This is a genomic window from Candidatus Flexicrinis affinis, from assembly GCA_016716525.1.
Taxonomy (GTDB): domain Bacteria; phylum Chloroflexota; class Anaerolineae; order Aggregatilineales; family Phototrophicaceae; genus Flexicrinis; species Flexicrinis affinis.
This window is the reverse complement of record JADJWE010000002.1, coordinates 154,141-171,072: the sequence shown is the minus strand read 5'-3', so window position 1 is coordinate 171,072 and position 16,932 is coordinate 154,141. Positions and strand designations below refer to the sequence as shown.

14 protein-coding genes are annotated in these 16,932 nt (G+C 63.8%); 9 read left to right on the top strand and 5 right to left on the bottom strand.

What is annotated here, in order from left to right; genetic code table 11:
- The first annotated feature begins 115 nt into the window (after positions 1–115).
- From IPM16_09920 to IPM16_09890, 7 genes are all read left to right on the top strand, one after another.
- Positions 116–1,102 (top strand): hypothetical protein, encoded by a 987-nt coding sequence (locus IPM16_09920; GenBank protein ID MBK9123420.1) that lies wholly within the window; start codon positions 116–118, stop codon positions 1,100–1,102.
- Positions 1,102–2,244 carry a tRNA epoxyqueuosine(34) reductase QueG gene (queG, locus tag IPM16_09915; protein MBK9123419.1) on the top strand — a complete coding sequence of 381 codons (1,143 nt, stop codon included), beginning with the start codon at positions 1,102–1,104 and terminating at the stop codon, positions 2,242–2,244. Before IPM16_09920 ends, queG begins: the two co-directional genes overlap by 1 nt.
- Positions 2,241–3,299 carry a bifunctional DNA-binding transcriptional regulator/O6-methylguanine-DNA methyltransferase Ada gene (ada, locus tag IPM16_09910; GenBank protein MBK9123418.1) on the top strand — a complete coding sequence of 353 codons (1,059 nt, stop codon included), beginning with the start codon at positions 2,241–2,243 and terminating at the stop codon, positions 3,297–3,299. The genes queG and ada overlap by 4 nt, the downstream gene beginning before the upstream one ends.
- Before the next feature lie 81 nt (positions 3,300–3,380).
- The gene (locus tag IPM16_09905) at positions 3,381–4,115 is read left to right on the top strand and encodes a YggS family pyridoxal phosphate-dependent enzyme (protein MBK9123417.1); all 735 of its coding nucleotides are present in this window, start codon (positions 3,381–3,383) and stop codon (positions 4,113–4,115) included.
- Positions 4,116–4,160: 45 nt separating this feature from the next.
- A complete protein-coding gene (locus tag IPM16_09900) occupies positions 4,161–4,409 on the top strand; it encodes a YggT family protein (GenBank protein ID MBK9123416.1) in 249 nt (82 codons plus the stop codon).
- Positions 4,410–4,433: 24 nt separating this feature from the next.
- A complete protein-coding gene (locus IPM16_09895; protein ID MBK9123415.1) occupies positions 4,434–8,381 on the top strand; it encodes a tetratricopeptide repeat protein in 3,948 nt (1,315 codons plus the stop codon).
- Complete coding sequence (locus IPM16_09890; GenBank protein MBK9123414.1) at positions 8,371–8,781, top strand: FHA domain-containing protein; 411 nt, start codon at positions 8,371–8,373, stop codon at positions 8,779–8,781. The genes IPM16_09895 and IPM16_09890 overlap by 11 nt, the downstream gene beginning before the upstream one ends.
- 2 nt (positions 8,782–8,783) lie before the next feature.
- Here IPM16_09890 and IPM16_09885 read toward each other — a convergent pair whose 3' ends face one another.
- The 3 genes from IPM16_09885 to IPM16_09875 are packed head-to-tail and all read right to left on the bottom strand — an operon-like array spanning position 8,784 to position 10,339.
- Complete coding sequence (locus tag IPM16_09885) at positions 8,784–9,626, bottom strand: DMT family transporter (GenBank protein ID MBK9123413.1); 843 nt, start codon at positions 9,624–9,626, stop codon at positions 8,784–8,786.
- A 6-nt stretch (positions 9,627–9,632) separates the two neighbouring features.
- Entirely contained in the window at positions 9,633–10,121 is a 489-nt protein-coding gene (locus tag IPM16_09880) for an aminoacyl-tRNA deacylase (protein MBK9123412.1), read from the bottom strand.
- 5 nt (positions 10,122–10,126) lie between these two features.
- Positions 10,127–10,339, bottom strand: coding sequence for a hypothetical protein (locus IPM16_09875; GenBank protein ID MBK9123411.1), 213 nt, complete (start codon positions 10,337–10,339; stop codon positions 10,127–10,129).
- Positions 10,340–10,501: 162 nt separating this feature from the next.
- Between IPM16_09875 and IPM16_09870 the strand changes: the two genes are divergently transcribed.
- Positions 10,502–11,347 (top strand): sulfurtransferase, encoded by an 846-nt coding sequence (locus IPM16_09870; GenBank protein ID MBK9123410.1) that lies wholly within the window; start codon positions 10,502–10,504, stop codon positions 11,345–11,347.
- A gap of 127 nt (positions 11,348–11,474) precedes the next feature.
- Here IPM16_09870 and IPM16_09865 read toward each other — a convergent pair whose 3' ends face one another.
- Positions 11,475–13,133, bottom strand: coding sequence for a WD40 repeat domain-containing protein (locus IPM16_09865; GenBank protein ID MBK9123409.1), 1,659 nt, complete (start codon positions 13,131–13,133; stop codon positions 11,475–11,477).
- Positions 13,134–13,170: 37 nt separating this feature from the next.
- Entirely contained in the window at positions 13,171–14,766 is a 1,596-nt protein-coding gene (locus tag IPM16_09860; protein MBK9123408.1) for an SH3 domain-containing protein, read from the bottom strand.
- Positions 14,767–14,973: 207 nt separating this feature from the next.
- Between IPM16_09860 and IPM16_09855 the strand changes: the two genes are divergently transcribed.
- Positions 14,974–16,929: a PocR ligand-binding domain-containing protein gene (locus IPM16_09855; protein ID MBK9123407.1), complete on the top strand. Its 1,956-nt coding sequence runs from the start codon at positions 14,974–14,976 to the stop codon at positions 16,927–16,929.
- The last annotated feature ends 3 nt before the right edge of the window (positions 16,930–16,932 follow it).

Here is a 16,932-nt window from a genome sequence, read left to right as displayed (position 1 = left end):
CAATCGTGTATATGTGCCATGTTTACCGGTGGTGAAGGGGTGACGAATGCCTATTGCCCGCAATCTTTATGCGGCATACACTTCTAGATGACGTCTCTAGTCTCAAGGAGACTGAATGTCCGAAGATCAGAGCTTTCGGGCGAATCTGGTTGACGGTATACAGAAATATCAAAGCGCGCGTAGCCGCGCGTTCTGGCAGGACATATTCGGGCTGCTCCGCGGCAAATCCGCCGAGCTTCTGAGCTTTGACGAGATCCGCGCCAAGCTGCATCTGCGCGAGGAAAGCTATCGGGGACTGCACGATATCCCGATCGATCAAATCAAGGGGAGCGTCGGACGATACCGCGACTTCAACAGTTCGTTTCTGCCCCGTCATAACGTCAGCCAAGACCGCTGGAGCAGAGTGTATGCCGCCGCCAGTGGACAGATGGGCTTGCCACCGATCGAAGTATATCGGGTTGGTGACGTGTATTTCGTGCGTGACGGCAACCACCGCGTGTCGGTCGCCAAACAGCTCGGCGCCAAGACCATCCAAGCGCACGTGACAGAACTCTCGACGCCGGTGCCGTTCCATGCCGGCATGAGCGAGCGCGATATCGACGAAGCGGCGGCGTATTCGGCGTTCCGCAACGAAACGGGATTGGCGAGCACGCGCATCCATCATCAGTCGCTGAGGCTGAGCGATGCGACGCGCTACCCCGACCTGTTGGGATTGATCGAAATCCACCGCAACTTCCTCGGGCACGTCCGCGAAGCGCCGGTGAGCCTCGATACCGCGGCGGCCGACTGGTACGACAACGTGTACCGGCCGGTCGTCACCGTGATGCGCAAGTACCGGATCATGGACGAATATCCCGACCGGACCGAAGCTGACCTGTTCCTGTGGATGGTGCGCAATCTCGCCGATCTGCGCGAACGGTTTGAGGACGCTCCAACGGCGCCCACGCGCGATAACATGATCGATTTCTTGCGTGAGCGCGGCCTGAACGTGCCTGATAACTTCTTGGCCGAGGACGATCCCGAGGCGGAGACGTTGCGCTTCGCAGCGAACGTGATCGCCGATGCCGAAGACAACGAGTCGGAAGCCGACTCGTCACCGTGATGCTGCGGTCGTCCGAAATCAAACGGCGCGCCGGAGAATTGGGCTTCTCGTTCTGTGGCGTGGTGCCAGCGGTGCCGTCGCCGACATTGGACGGCTACCTGACGTGGATCGATGCCGGCATGCACGGGACGATGGGCTACATGGCGCGCCCTGACCGCGTGGCGCGGCGACGCGACTTGCGTGTGATCTTGTCTGGCGCGTCCTCGCTGATCGTCGTCGGGCTGGATTACACGACCGTTGGCCCGCCGCAGGAGGTGCTGCGCGATCCGCTGCGCGGCCGCATTGCCATGTACGCGTGGGGGCAGGACTATCACGATGTGATGGGCGCGGCGCTTGAGCAGGTCGCGGCCGAACTCGAGCACGGCACATTCGGCGGGATTCCGGCGACCAAGTGGTATGTCGACACCGGGGCGATCCTCGAACGCAGCCACGGGCAGCAGGCCGGGTTCGGCTTCGTCGGCAAAAACACGATGCTGATCCATCCACGGCGGGGCAGCGCGTTTTTCCTCGGGGTCATCGTCACCGACGCACAGGCGGACCGTTACGACGAGCCGTTGGCACCGTCGCCGGGTTGCGGCACGTGTACGCGCTGCCTGACGGCCTGTCCGACGTCGGCGTTTCCCAAGCCGTACGTGCTCGACGCGCGACTGTGTATCAGCTATCTCACGATCGAACACAAGGGCGACATCCCTTCGGACGTGCGCCCCAATATGGGTAACTGGGTATTCGGCTGCGACGTGTGTCAGGACGTGTGCCCGTGGCAGCGATTCGCCCCGATCACGCATGTATCCGCATTCGCCCCGGATTCGCACGATCGCGCCGCGCCGCTGCTGATCGACCTGTTGACGTTGGACGATGCCGGCTTTCAGCGCCGGTTTGCCGGATCGCCGGTGGAACGCATAGACCGTGCACGGATGGTACGAAATGCGTGTATCGCGGCCGGGGAACAGCGGGAGTGTCACGGTCGTGCCGCCGCTGCGGGTGCTTGCGGATGGTGCCGACCCGCTGATTCGCGAACATGCGCAGTGGGCACTGGCGCGGCTCAGCGCATGAATTGCACGTCCAAATGCCGGAAGCGTCACGACCGCCTTTGGGCGGATAATGGACCTATCCGGTGGAGCGGAAAAGGAACAGTGCGATGATGAATACGATACAGCTTGATCCCGAAGCGTGTTGGGAGGCGGTCGCCACGCGCGATCGTTCGCAGGATGGCAGCTTTGTCTATGCCGTCGCAACGACTGGCGTATACTGCCGTCCGTCGTGCAAGTCACGCCAGCCCCGGCGCGAAAACGTCGCGTTCTTTCCCGTCCCTGCAGCGGCCGAACAGCACGGATTCCGCCCTTGCAAGCGCTGCCACCCGCGCGACGCCGATGTGGTCGACCCGCAGGCGCAGCTCGCGCAGCAGGTGGCCGACTTCATTGCCGGGCATTTGGACAACGGCGGCGAACCCACGCTGGCCGACCTCGGGGCCGAGTTCGCGTACGACCCGCAGCACGTTCAGCGCACCTTCCGCGACGTGCTGGGTGTCACACCGAAGCAGTACGCCGAAGCGCTCAAGGTCGCCCGCTTCAAGACCGGCTTGCGCAGCGGCGCGACCGTGTTGGATGCAGGGTTGAACGCCGGGTTCGTCTCGGCGAGCAGCACGTACGAGGGCGGGGCGCGTGCTCTGGGGATGTCGCCGGCGGCCTACAAGCGCGGCGGGGTAGGGGTCACTGTTCGCAGCACGACGGTCGCGACGCCGCTGGGGACGATGCTCGTCGCTGCGACAGATCGCGGTGTGTGTGCCATCGGGCTGTATGAAGACGTGCACGAGGCGCACGAGGCACTGCACGCCGAATTCCCGCACGCGCAGCATGAAACCGATGCCGACCTGGGTTCGGTGGTACGTGCGATACTTGAACACGTCGAGCATGGCGCGGCGCTTGAGGTCACGCTGGACGTGCAGGCGACCGCATTCCAGTGGCGCGTATGGCGCGCGCTGCAAGCCGTCCCGCGCGGCGAGACGCGCAGCTATGCGGAAATCGCGCAGGCCATCGGTGAGCCGAGAGCGGTGCGCGCGGTTGCGTCCGCATGCGCGTCGAACAAGGCCGCAATCGTTATTCCGTGCCACCGCATCGTCAAGAGCGACGGTACGATCAGCGGCTACAAGTGGGGCCCCAGCCGCAAACGGGCCATTTTGCAGGCTGAACGCGACTAGTCTACGGTACATCTTGCCAGTCCACCCGCGCGGTGCCATAATTCCGGTCAGGCTGCAGACCGGATAGGCAGCGCGGGTGGCATGATTTCTGACAACGTAAGGCGAGTCGAAAACACCATCATCCGCGCGTGCGAACGCGTGGGCCGCGACTCGGCCACCGTGACGCTCGTTGCGGTGAGCAAAACGAAGCCCGCTGCGCAGGTTGTCGAAGCCTACGCTGCGGGTATTCGTCATTTCGGTGAGAATCGCGTCGAAGAAGCGAACGCCAAAATTGTCGCGGTGAATGCCGAACTCGATGTCCCGCCGATGTGGCACATGGTCGGTCATATTCAAAGCCGCAAGGCTCGCGATGTGGTCGCCTATCAGGGGCAGCGACTGTTCGGGCTGGTGCACTCGGTCGATGACGCGCCGCTAGCGGCGAAGCTTGATCGCGCTGTCGGACTGATCGGCGGGCCACGTTTGCCGTGGCTGGCGCAGGTGAACGTCAGTGGCGAAACGAGCAAGTCCGGTTTCGATGGGCTTGGCTGGGAGCGCGAACCTGCGGTGTTGGATACGCTGGTTTCGCAGCTTCGGGAGGCCGTCGCGCTTCCGGGGCTGGACCTGCGCGGGCTGATGACCATGGCGCCGATCGCCGACGACGCCGAAGAAATCAGGCCGGTGTTTCGCAGCTTAGCCGGGCTGCGCGGCGAATTGGAACAGCGTTTGGGCGTGGCGCTGCCCGAACTCAGTATGGGAATGACCGACGACTATGAGGTCGCGGTCGAAGAGGGTGCGACGATTGTCCGCGTCGGTCGCGCAATCTTTGGAGAACGTTAGCGGGCGCTATCTAACCGGTCGTATTCACAGTTCAAAGGATCTGAGATGGGTACTTTCCTTTCGCTGATTGGGCTGCTGCTCAACGTCTTTCAATTGGTCTTGTTGGCACGGGTGCTGCTCAGTTGGTTCCCGCAGGTCGATCGCTACAACCCGATCGTCCGCTTCATCTACGAAATCACCGAACCGGTGCTGGCCCCGATCCGCCAGTTCGTCGGCCCGATGGGCGGCATGGATATCAGTCCGCTGGTCGTCATCCTGATCATCTTCGCTATCCAGACCGTGCTGCGAATCTAGCACGCTCATTAGGAGGGCGAAGCGATGGACGTTCCGATTTCCGGCCGGTCCCCGCTTCCGCTGGACTCGGCTATGACAGCCGCACTCGATGCCGACAATTCGGCCGACGAGCGCGACCCGTTTGTCTACGATACCGATGCGAACGTGCGCTGGTTGGGGCGGGTGGCGGTGCGCCGCAGCCACATCGACGACGTGTTTGCGCTGGGCGATGCATGTGCCCAACTGACGTTCAATGCCTACGACGCGCACATGTCGGCGACGTATGCCGAAAAGGCACTGACCGCATACCGGCGCGCGCAGCAAGTTGCAGAGACGCCGGAAGACCGCGCCGCGGCTGAAGCCGTGGCGGCGCATTTCGTGGATTGGACAGTCGCCACGGCACTGCAGTTTCCGTCACGTCGCAATATCTCGGTCGCGCTGTGGGCTGCGGCGCTGCTAGACGGCCCGCACGCCTCTCACATCGTCGATGTGACGTCCATCGACCGCATGCTGACGATCTATCGCGATCGAGTCACAGCTGCCGAGCGCCGACATCAGGGGCAGGCGCGCGCGGACGTCCGGCCAGCGACGCATCCTGAAGACGCGACCCGCGTGGACCTTGGCGTCGACAACCTGATCTCGCAGGATATGCTGCCGCCGCGCGGTTTCGACTCGGCCCCGTCGCATACCGCCGAAGCCAGCGCGTTCCCGCCCCCTTCAAGCCACTTGGCGTCGTCGCTCGATATCGCCCCCGAGGCTCACTTCGGGCGTGATTTCGGTGTTGGCGAGATCATCGAGGGCGTGGGCGAGGTGATGACGGTGCGCTACGGCGGCATGGGCGTCGTCTACTTGTGTTACGACCACGAGCGCAACGAGCCGGCCGCAGTCAAGACGTTTCAGGGGCGGTTTTGGAACAACAAGCGCGCCGAGACTCGCTTCCACAAAGAAGCCCTTACGTGGATTCAACTCGAAAAGCACCCGAACATTGTGCAGGCGCGCCGCGTGCATACCGTGGGCGGCCGTCCGCACATCGTGCTCGAGCATGTCAGCGGACCTGAGAACCTGGGTCCGGACCTCTCCAATTGGATCAAGCACCGGCGTGTGACGCTTGAGAACGCCGTCGATTTCGCCTTACAGATCGCACGCGCGATGCGGCACGCAGCCGCCAAGTTCCCCGGTATGGTGCACCGCGACATCAAGCCGGCCAACATCCTTGTCACCCACGATGGCACCGCCAAAGTCACCGACTTCGGACTGGTGTACTCGGTGTTGAACGATGGCAGCGCGTCGGACGAAGGCCCGATCACCGCCGACCCGACCGTGAACCCGAGCGATCGCCTCACGCGGGCCGATGCCGTGGTCGGCACGTATGCGTATATGTCCCCGGAGCAGTGGATCAACGACCCGTCGCTTGACCTGCGCTCGGACATCTATGCTTTCGGATGCGTGCTCTACGAAATGCTGGTCGGCAAGACCGTATTCCCGTACCGCCACAAGTCGGAGCTCAAGCGCGCGCACCTCGAAGAACAGCCTGAGTTTGACGAGGCGATGGAGCAGAAGATTCCGCTGTCGCTGCGGTCGTTGGTGCTGTGGTGCTTGGAGAAGGACCGCGAGGAACGCCCGCAGACTTGGGACGAAATCGCCGACGTGCTGCGCGACATTACCGTCGAGATCACCGGCAGCGAGCCGATGCCCGAGCCTGAAGGCGTTCCGCTGGCGGCGCGCGAACTGGTCGACAAAGGTTATTCGTTGACCGAGCTTGGTCGCTATGAGCAGGCGCTTCAGGCGTTCGATCAAGCGATCGCCAAGCAGCCCGGGCTGAGCTACGCATGGGCGCGCAAGGGGCGCACGCTGCGCCTGCTCGAACGTTACGAAGATGCGCTGGTGTGCTATGACCGCGCGTTGGAGATTCAGCCGGCGTATGCGTGGGCGCTCAGCGGAAAGGGCGTCATCCTCGAGCGCATGGGACGCTTTGAGGAGGCGCTCGAGTGCTTCCGGCAGGCGTCGGAGATGCACCCCGAGGACGTTTGGTATGTGCACAACATGGGCAGCGCGTACTTTAACCTCGGCAGGCTGGCGGACGCCGAGGATGCCTTGCGCCGCGCGGTCGAAATCGACCCGGCGCACTCGTCCAGTTGGGCGAGGCTGGGCCAGGTGCTGCGGCAGCTCGACCGGCCCGAGGAGGCGCTTGGCGCGTTCGAGCAGGCCATCAAGCTCGACCCGACCTACGCGTGGGCACACAATGGCCTCGGCCTGACGCAGAAAATGCTCGGCCGCACCCGTGATGCGCTCAACAGCTTCTTGCGGGCTACGCGCTATCAGCCCAACGTCGTGATGCACTGGTACAGCCTGACCGAGATGTATATCGACCTCGGGCAGGTGCAGGACGCGCTCGATCCGGCCCGGCGCGCCACCGAACTTGACCCGAACTATGCGCTCAGCTGGGCGAAACTGGGTCAAGTGCTGCGCTATCTAAAACGGTATGACGAGGCGCTCAGCGCGTACGATCGCGCACTTTCGATCGACGCTGATCTGACGTGGGCCGTCAACGGACGCGGCGTCGTGCTTGAGCAGACCGGCCGCTACGAGGAAGCGCTTGAGTGTTACCGGCAGGCTGCAGATCAAGCGCCCGACGACGTGTGGTACCTGTTCAATCAAGGCAACGTGCTGCTGCTGATGGATCGCAGTGCGGAGGCGATCGAACCGCTGCGCCGGTCGGTCGAGATGGACCCGGCGAGCGCGCGATTCTGGACACGTTTGGGCAAAGCCTATCGCCAATTGGGCGACTACGAGCGCGCGCTAGACGCCTGCCGCACCGCGGTCCGATTGGCCGACCAGTTGGCGTCGGCATGGAGCGAGCTGGGCGCGACGCTCGAGGCGATGGAGCAGCACGTCGAGGCGCTCGATGCCTACCGCCGCGCGGTGGAACTCAGCGACGATCCGTTCTACACGACCAAGCAAACCGACCTGCTCAGCCAGATCGGCAAGAATCAGACCGCGGCCGAACTGCTCGAACAGGCACTTCAGCGCGACCCGAATAACGGTCAGCTGTGGGGCAAGTACGGGCAGGCGCTGCGCCGCTTGCGTCGATTGGACGAGGCGATGGTCGCCTATTCGCGGGCGATCGACCTCGATCCGGACGACGCGTGGGCGTGGGGCGGTCACGGCCTGACACTCGGCGAGTACGGCCGTCATGCCGAAGCGTTGAAGTCGTTCGACCGCGCGCTCGAACTGAATCAGGACGACCCGTGGCTGTGGTATAACCGCGCCGAAGAACTGCTCGCGCTCAACCGCGCACAGGAAGCGATCGAGAGTCTTCAACACGCGCTTGCCTTGCGACCCGACCATGCGGAAAGTTGGGCCAAACGCGGCCACGCGCTGCGTAAACTCGGCAAGCTGGAGGACGCGCTGGTTGCATTCGACAAGGCCGTACAGGTGATGCCGGGCTATGCGTGGGCGTGGAACGGGCGAGCGCTGACCCTGCGCGAGCTGCGCCGCCGCGACGACGCGCTGCTGAGCTATCAGCGCGCGGTGCGCGAAGACCCCAACAACCTGTGGTATCGCATCAACCAGATCGACCTGCTGCTGGACATGCGCAAGGCGCACGAGGCGCTGCAAGTCGCGACCACGCTGATCGATTACGCCGCTGACAGCTCGGTGGCGTGGGCGCGTCACGGGCAGGTGCTGCGCCGCCTGCACCGCTATCAGGACGCGCTCGGCAGCTACGAACGCGCCCTGCTGCTCGACCCGCGCTATGCGTGGGCTTGGAACGGCAAGGGCATGAGCCTGTACGCCCTCGAACGCTACGACGAGGCGCTGAGTTGCTATGAACAGGCGACAACGCTTGCGCCGGGCGATCCGTGGTTCTGGTATAACTATGGAGAGGCACTGATGCGCATGGGCGACATCGAGGGCGCAAAGCGCCGCTATCGGTCGGCCCTGCAAGCCGATCCGCGCCATCAGGCAAGCAAGGAGCGGTTGAATGAACTATAAGTCGCCACGCCGGGGCTATCGCCGCGAGGTTTCGGTCACGTATATGTCGGGGCCGTTGGACGGCAAGACGTTGACGTTCACACAGCCCGCCCCCGGAGAGGAGCGTGCGCTTGCGATGGGCCGCCGCGAAGGTAGCGAGATCCACCTGCCGTTCGACAGTCAGGTGTCGCGCCTGCACGCCAAGCTGATCTGCAAACACGAGGCCGGCACCGACACCGAAGACACCGAAACCCCGCACTCGATCACGTTTTGGCTGGAGGATCAGGGCAGCCGGAACGGCACGTACGTCGAGAAGCAGGCCGAACCGATTAAGGAGCGCGTTGCGCTGCGGCCGGGGTCGCTGTTCCGTGTGGGGCGGACGTGGATCCGGCTAGATGTCCCGATGAACTTCGACGACTGACGCTAGAGCGCGATCAGCACGACGGCGGTTAGCGCGAACGCGACACCGAGCAGTTGGTGTTTGCGCAGGCGTTCCTTGAGCAGCACCCACGCCCATGCGACCGTCGCTGCGGGGTACAGTGACGACAGCACGGCAGCGACCGCGTCGCGTCCGACCTGCGCCGATAGCGCATAGAGCGAGTTGCCGAGCGTATCGAACACGCCGGATGCCGCGATCAGGCGCATTTCTGCGCCGTTTGGCCGGCGTAGTTGGCCCAACTTCCACCCGATCAGCCCAATCATCGTGACCGACGCGAAGCGGCCCATCAGGATCGGCCACAGCGCGCTCGTGCTGCTTGCCCGCGCGATCAGCATGAGGTACATGCCAAAGCCGAAGCCGGCTAACAGCGGCAAGCGCAGCTGCGACAAGGCCGGTGCGCCGCCTTCACCTTCGCGCGCGATCAGCGCGATAGCGGCGAATGCAAGCCCCATGCCGACGAATTGAATGACGTGAGGCACGCCTTCGAGCGCAAACCCGAAGATGACCGGAATGGCGGCTGCCAACACGGCCGTCACTGGTGCGGCGGCGCTCATCTTCGATACGCTGAGCGCACGGTAGAAAAACAGCAGCCCGATGGTGCCGAAGATGCCCGCAACGCCGCCAAGCGCGAGGTCGCCAGCCGGCGGCAGTGGCAAGCCGATCAGCAGCACAATGGCGATCAGCAGCGACGTGCCGATGACCTGACCGAAGAACACGACCGTATACGCCGAAATGCGGCGCGAGGCGAGCCCACCAAAAAAGTCGCCGGTTCCCCACAGCAGGCCCGACGACAAGCCAAGGACGGCGGTCAAGATTTCTGCAGACATAGAGTCTTAGGCGCTTTCCTCGTCTACGGTTATGTCGGCAAGGCGGGCGCGCAGCAGGTTCAGCAGCGGCACGACCGGCACGCGCACTTGCATGCCGCGTTGGCCGGCGCTGATGGCAACGTGTTCGAGGTCGGCGGCGTGGCGGTCGAGGTAGACGATCCAGTTCTTGTCGCGCAGCATCAACGGGCTGATGCCGCCGACCTTGAGGCCGGTCAGGGCTTCAGCGTCCTTGTGCGCGGCCATGCGAATCTTCTTTACGCCGGACGCGGCAGCCAGCTTCTTGAGGTCGAGCTGCCGTTCGCTGGCGATGACGGCCAGCATCGGCTTGGGTTGTCCCTCGGCCTGCACCACGAGCGTCTTGTACACCATCCAGTACGGAATGCCGATTGCCTCGGCCACTTCTTCCGCGTCTTTGATGATGTCGGGATATTCGAGGATCTCGTACGGGATCTTCGCCTGTTCGAGCACCCGCATCGAGTTCAGCTTGACCGGCATACAGCCTAGACCAGTTCGTCGTCAGAACCGGAGGATTCGCGGCGCGACATCAGTAAACCGACCGCGGCGACGGCGCCTAATCCGATCAGCAGCATCAGCAGCCCCAGACCCTGAGGTGTATCGGTGGATGCCGCTTCTGCAACCTCCTGTGCCAGCGCCGGAAGCGCCGTCAGCAGTAGGATGGCGATCAACCCAATCATTCGCGTGATGGAACGCATCGGACGCTCCTTGTTTTCCATCGTGTAAGGCAAGTCGCTTCTGCCGCGAATTGTACCACGGCGGGCCCCCCAACTCCTATGTGACATCTCGGCGCGGTATTGCCAATAGCGGTTCGAACCGGCACACTAGCCAGGCCAAATAGAGCGATCTGGAGAGACACGATGTCGCACCTGCTGGTCAGTACGGAATGGCTCGAAGCCCATTTGGCCGATCCGAACGTGGTCGTGATCGACATTCGCGGCCATGTCATCCCGGCGACCGAGCCGCTTCCGCACTACTTCGCGCATGACGAGGCTTACGCCGAGTCGCATATCCCCGGCGCGCGCTTCGTGAACTGGGTGACCGACATCACGGTGGACGGTCCGGGCAAAGTACAGATCGCGCCACCGGAAAAGTTCGCAGCGCTGATGTCGGCGCTCGGTATAGACGAGGACGTCATGGTCGTCGCATATGACGACGCCAACGGGATGTTCGCGGCACGCATGTGGTGGGCGCTGCACTACTACGGCCACCGGCGCGTGGCGATCCTCGACGGCGGGTGGAACGCGTGGACCGCCGAAGGCCGTCCTGTTTCGGCGCGCGTTCCGTTCGTCACGCCGCGCGCGTTTGTGCCGCGCCTCGACGCACCGATCCGGCGCGACAAGCACGCGGTTGAGGGCGCGCTGCATACCGACACGGCGCTGATCGACGTGCGTTCAGCGGCGGAGTACCGTGGCGAGTCTGCGCGAGCTAAGCGCAAGGGCCATATCCCCGGGGCGGTCAACCTGCCCATCAAAGAGGCGCTCGCGACCCCGGACGGGCGGATGCCAGCGCCCGAAACGCTGCGCGCACTGTTTGGCGAAGTGGGGGTCGACGCCGACGATCAGGATGTCGTGATGTATTGCAATGGCGGGGTCAGCGCCAGCCTCGCGCTGCTTGCGTATCGCCTCGCCGGGTTCGACGGCGGCTCGGTCTATGACGGCAGCTGGAAAGAGTGGGGTAACGACGACTCGCTGCCGATCGAATAGGGGCAAGAGGCAAGGTTCAAGGGGAAAGGCGAAGGCGCGCCGGATCGCGGTTGGTTTCCGGCCGCGACGATCGCTGTTATGACGAGGGGCGACCGGTTGGCCGCCCCTCTGTCGTTGCCGTGATAGCTTACGGCGCGGCCAGCAGCCGAATCGTGTTGTCGGCCCCAAGCGATGCCAGCAGCGTACGATCCGGGCTGAACGCCAGCGCGGAGATGGCTCCGGCGTTGACACCGCCCAACACGACCGGCGGGTCGGACGTCAGCAGCTGGTTTCCGTCCCGGACTCCGACCGATCCGTCCGAAGCAGCGGACGCCAACAACATCCCGTCGCCACTGAACGCCAACGCCGTAACCGGCGCGCTGTGGGTCGGCACCACGGGTCCGGCGCTCAAGCTGCCGACCAGCGCCAACGCCAGAGTCGCCCCGTCCTGATAACCGACGACCAGCACCGAGTCGTCGGGGCTGTAGGCCATCGCGGTGGCGGGGATATCGCTGTCGACGCGGGCTGTCTGCAACCCTGATGTCGCGTCCCAGATGCGCACCGATCCGTCGAGGCTTGACGTGGCTATCGAGCGGCCATCGCTGCTGAAGGCCACGCCGGTCACCTCGCCGGTATGTCCGCGCAGCGCGTACACTTGCGACACGTTGGTGATGTCCCACACCAACACGGCGTAGAGATTGTCGTCTTGCTGCACGCTGGCAAACGCATACCCGCCAGAAGTTGCGATTCGGCGCAGGTCGGGGCTGATCGCCACGGCCGAAACCGCCGCATTGTGTGCGTTAAGCACGAGCCGCTCGATCAGATTGCTCGACGGGCTGAGGTCCCAGATGTGCACGCTGCCGTCGGCTGCCCCGAGCACGAGCGTTTCGCGCTGATCCGAGAACACGCCGCGGACGAATCGGTCGACCGACCGAATCGTGCGGGGAGCGGCGGCGATCGCGCCCTGTTCGTACAGCCACAAGCCTTCCGCGCCCGCGTCGCCGGTGACGGCCAGTTTGCCGGTCGAAGACCACATCAGCCCGGTGCCGAAATTGCCTTGCAGTTTGGCGTATTCGCGCCACTGCGCCGCGCTCGCGACGGTGAGAGCATTGACAGGCGTACCGCTGATCGTGGGCGGCAGCGGTTCGAGATAGACATCTTGCCCGGACGCTTCGGCGGTGTAGCCGATCGCGCCGTTGTAGTTCACCTGTACCCACAACATGCCAGTCGGATCGCAGATTGGCCCGGCGAGCACATCGAAGGTCGCGACATTCGGGATTTGGCCGAGCAACTGCGCATTGACGTTCGGTTCGCTGCGCAGGTTGTTCGGCGTACCACCGATTACACGCGCCTGTATGCCCGGGGCGAGCCGCGTCCGCGGGTAGGCGCTGCCGGGCTGGGGTGCCGGGCACAGCGAGTTCGACAGCTCGGCGACGTCGTCGACGACCCCGGCGATGTCTTCACCGCCTGTCTGCGACGATTGGTTCACCGTGCCGCAGAAGGCCGTCACCGTACGGTCGGCCGACACGCGATACTCGTACGTCACGTCGGCATAGGTGAACAGGAAGCGATACCCGACGACCGTACCGGCGACCGGCTGTGCCCCTTCGGCAGGGCAGCCGAGCGCGCTGTCCGGAAACGTCGACTGCTCCCACGTCCAGAAGAAGTCGTTGAGCGTGAGCGCCGTACCGAGGCGTTGGTTGAATGCCGACAACGCGTCTTGAATCTGCTCCGGCGCACCTTGAGCCGTTGCTGCACCGGCGAAGATCATCGCCAGTACCACCCCTATCATTCGCAGCTTACGCATGAGTCCTCCTTTTGCAAGGACACGCAGCACTTGCCCTCTATTGTGAGAGCGCACGACACGCAGGGCAATCCCCACCCGGGCGGATGAGCGCGTAGCCCGCCTGTGGATCGCCACCGCCATAGTTCTCGAAATCCACGTTCCAGATAATCATCAGCAGCACGCGCCCGCTGCCCGCGGCGATGCTGACGACCTGATCGACCCACGCGACCTGTTCGGCCAGCGACGTGTCCGCAGCCCACAGGAAGCCGTCGGGCAGTTGGCCGTAACCCTCAGGCGTCAGATAGCCCAGCTCGGTGAAGCACAGCCGCTTCGTCCCGCGGAAGGCATTGATGTAGGTGCTGACCATGGTCGGATAGTAGCGCGTATAGTGGTTCGGGTTCCCGCGCGGATCGCCGCTGCTGGCACTCGGCGGCAAGATGCCTTCGTTGTAATGGATGCCGATGCAGTCCATGTATCGGCCCGCGCCGGCGGCGTACATGCCTTCGACAAACGGCTTGTCGTCGCAGCCCCACGGCGTGCACCCGCCGTAGTATCCTGTCGGCGACGGAGCGCCGCTGATGACGATTGTTTCCGGCCGTGCGCCTTTGATCGCATTGTACGCCTGCCTCAGCAACTCGGTGTATTGTGCCGGGTTGATGCTGCCCGCCGCCCACTCGCGGTCGATGTTCGGCTCGTTCCACACTTCGATGGCGTCCGCACCAAGCGCGGCGACGCCACCGACGTACGCGGCGTAGGCCTCGAAATAACCGGGATCGTTCACCTTGTCGGGTTTGCCGACGATGCTGAGCAGGATGCGGAATCCGTGCCCGTGCGCCTCGTTGATCAGGCCGCCCACGCCGTTGGGATCGTTACCCGGCTCCCATACGACCTGCTTCTTGACCCATGACATGCCGGCGACACGCATCCAGTTGACCGTGTTCTCGCTCAGGTTGCGGACGTGGCCGCCGAGGTTGAACCCGCGCACCGGGGCCGCGTTCGAGACTGGGATGTCGGGCGAGGCGGGCGCGCTTTCTGCCGGGGCACTGCCGCCCGCCGGAGCAGAAAGCGAGAAGGGCGCGTCGCGGTTGACGACACGCAGTCCACCGACCGCCCCACTCAGATACTGCGCAAACGCCCAGCCGATCGTACCTTCGGGCGTGATGCCGCGCACCCACGTGCCGCTGAAGTCTTTGCCATCGACGTTGAACGATTGGCCAACTTCCAGCCCACCGATCAGGCGCCACTGCGTTCCCGGGCCGCTGCGAATGTTCAGGCGCGCGTTCGCGGTGAAGATCGATCCGCCGCCACCGCCGATGTCGCCTTGCTGTGCCGGCGCAGAAAGGTTGAACGGCGTTTCAAGATAAACCGGCGGCAAGCCCGCGGCCGCGCCACCGTCAATCGCGAGGTTCTCGCGGTACATCCAGCCCACCAAACCGCCGGACGTAATGCCGCGCACCCAGTTCCCGCCGAATGCCTGCCCGTCTAGCGCGATTGTCGTACCGGCGGGAGCAGTGCCAAGAATGCGCCACTCGGTACCGGGGCCGCTGCGAACGTTGGTCGGCACCACCGCCGACGTGATCGTCCCTTGTGCCGACACCGCGCTCACGGCCAGCAACCATAACGTCATTACAGCAAGAACGCGCGCCAATCTCATCTCATCTCCTCGGCAAAAGTTTCCCAACGTTTCTCGAAACGGCATTGTACAGGATGCACCGGAGTGCTTCCAAATCAAACGCGCGGTTCATCGGGCGATCGTCAGCCACCCCCACGAACTGAGCAAATTCGAGGGGCGGCCGTCATTGTTTGACCCGCTGCGCGCGTCCGATGCTATGATTGTTGAAATTCGAACAGGGCTTAAGACGTGATTGAGACCAAACAGTCGCGGTTCGTCGAACTGATCGGCGATGTCGAGGCCTTCCGGCTGATGCTGGAGGGTGCGCTCGGCCGCTGGGAGGGCGCGTACGACGTACTGCTGGCAGACACCAACGAGTATCTCTACGACGCGATCGAGGGCGAGCGTTTCTGCGGCTTTTGCAGTGCCCTCCGCGCGTATCCCGACGGGGACGCGCTGTGCCGCGAGCATGATACCGAGATGGCGCGCCGTGCACGCACCAATCAATCCGCGCACATGCTGTACAAGTGCCATGCCGGTTTGACCGACGTGGCCGTACCGATTCGCGTCGATGGCGAACTGGTGGCGACCGTATTCTTCGGGCAGGTGCTGGTCGGCGATACCGGCGATCACGGCGTCGTGATGCGCCGCGCCAACGACCTTGAGGCGAAACTGGGCATGCCTGAAGGCGTGCTGACGTCGAAGGTCGATCACATCCGGACGGTCAGCCGCGCCGAACTGGACGAAAAGAGCGCCCGCGTGAAGCATCTGGCCGATTGGGTGTCGCGCTTGGGGGCAGAACGGCTCGATTACCAAAAGAAGATGCGCGCCGAACACCATCAGCTCAAGGCGAGCGAGATTATCCGCGTGGCGTCGGAGCAGTTGAACGACAGCACGATCTCGTGGGACCAATTCTGGGCGCGCACCGAGCGTGCGGTCGATAAGATGCGTGCGCTGATCGGCGCGATGGCCGGCATGGTGCTGGTGCCGGGGCGCGGGTCGCGCCGCGACAAGCATATTGCGGTCGTGATCTCCGGGCTGCCCGACGAGTTTCAAGGCCGTATGTACGAACTGGACCCGGTGACGGTCGACGAAATGCAGGGCTTGAAGGGCTCGGTCGTGCGCGCCGATCCCGAAAAGCCGGCGGCCATTCACCGCAGCATCGCAGAGTGGAGCACATCGTTTGCGCAGCGCATCGACAAGGTCTTCAAGATCAAGCTGAACCTCGGCGAACAGCACGGCGTGCTGGCGTACTTCATGAACGAGCACGACGACATCGCCGGGGGCGGCTTCAAGATCGACAACGGCAACCGCATCGAGATGACGATGCTGGAGCAGTTCGCCGCGGCCATCGGTTTGGCGTTCAATAACCGCAGACTGGCCGACCGGCGCAAGGACGCGCTCAACACCCAGCGCGTGTGGTTGGAGAAGGTCAGCCACCAGCTCACACAGGCGTTCGGGACCGTGCGCGGGCACGCCTCGAACATTCAGGAGTTCGTACACGAGCTTCAGGAGTTCTATCCGGAGTCGTTCGGTCGCTGGACGCCGGGCGACCTGAAGTGGTTTGTCGACCGCGTCGACGACGTGATGTACAGTGCCAACAACGGCGCGCGCCTTGCTGCCAACCTGCTGCGTTCGGCGATCAGCCCGAAGTCGCAGTCGAATGTCGATTGGGAGTACGCCATCATCGGCGACGTTGCCGCGTTGATGATCGAAATAGCGCGCGACTTTCAAGGCCCGGCGCAGCTTCGCAAGATCGGCCGGCTCAACGTCGACACTGACAGCTTCATCCCGTTGAATGGCAGGTTGAAGATCATCACGACCGACAATCTGTTCAAACATGCGATCGGCAACCTCATCGACAACGCCGTGAAGTACTCATTCCCCGGTACCGAGATTCGGGTTGTGGGCGGAATCAGCGCCGAGATGGCGATGATCGAAGTGCACAACGAGGGGATCGAGCTTTCATCGCCGGACGTCGAGCGCATCTTCGAATACGGCTTCCGCTCCGACGGGGCGACCGCGCGACATGCGCCGGGAACCGGCATCGGTCTGTATGTAGCGCGCGAGATTGTCGAGACGCACGGCGGAACGCTGACGGCCAACCCGTCGCGTCGCGGCCGGACGACCGGTGGAACGCGTCACTGGCACACCACGTTTACGGTACTGCTTCCACTGCTGCCGAAAAACGCAGCCGACCACTAGGAG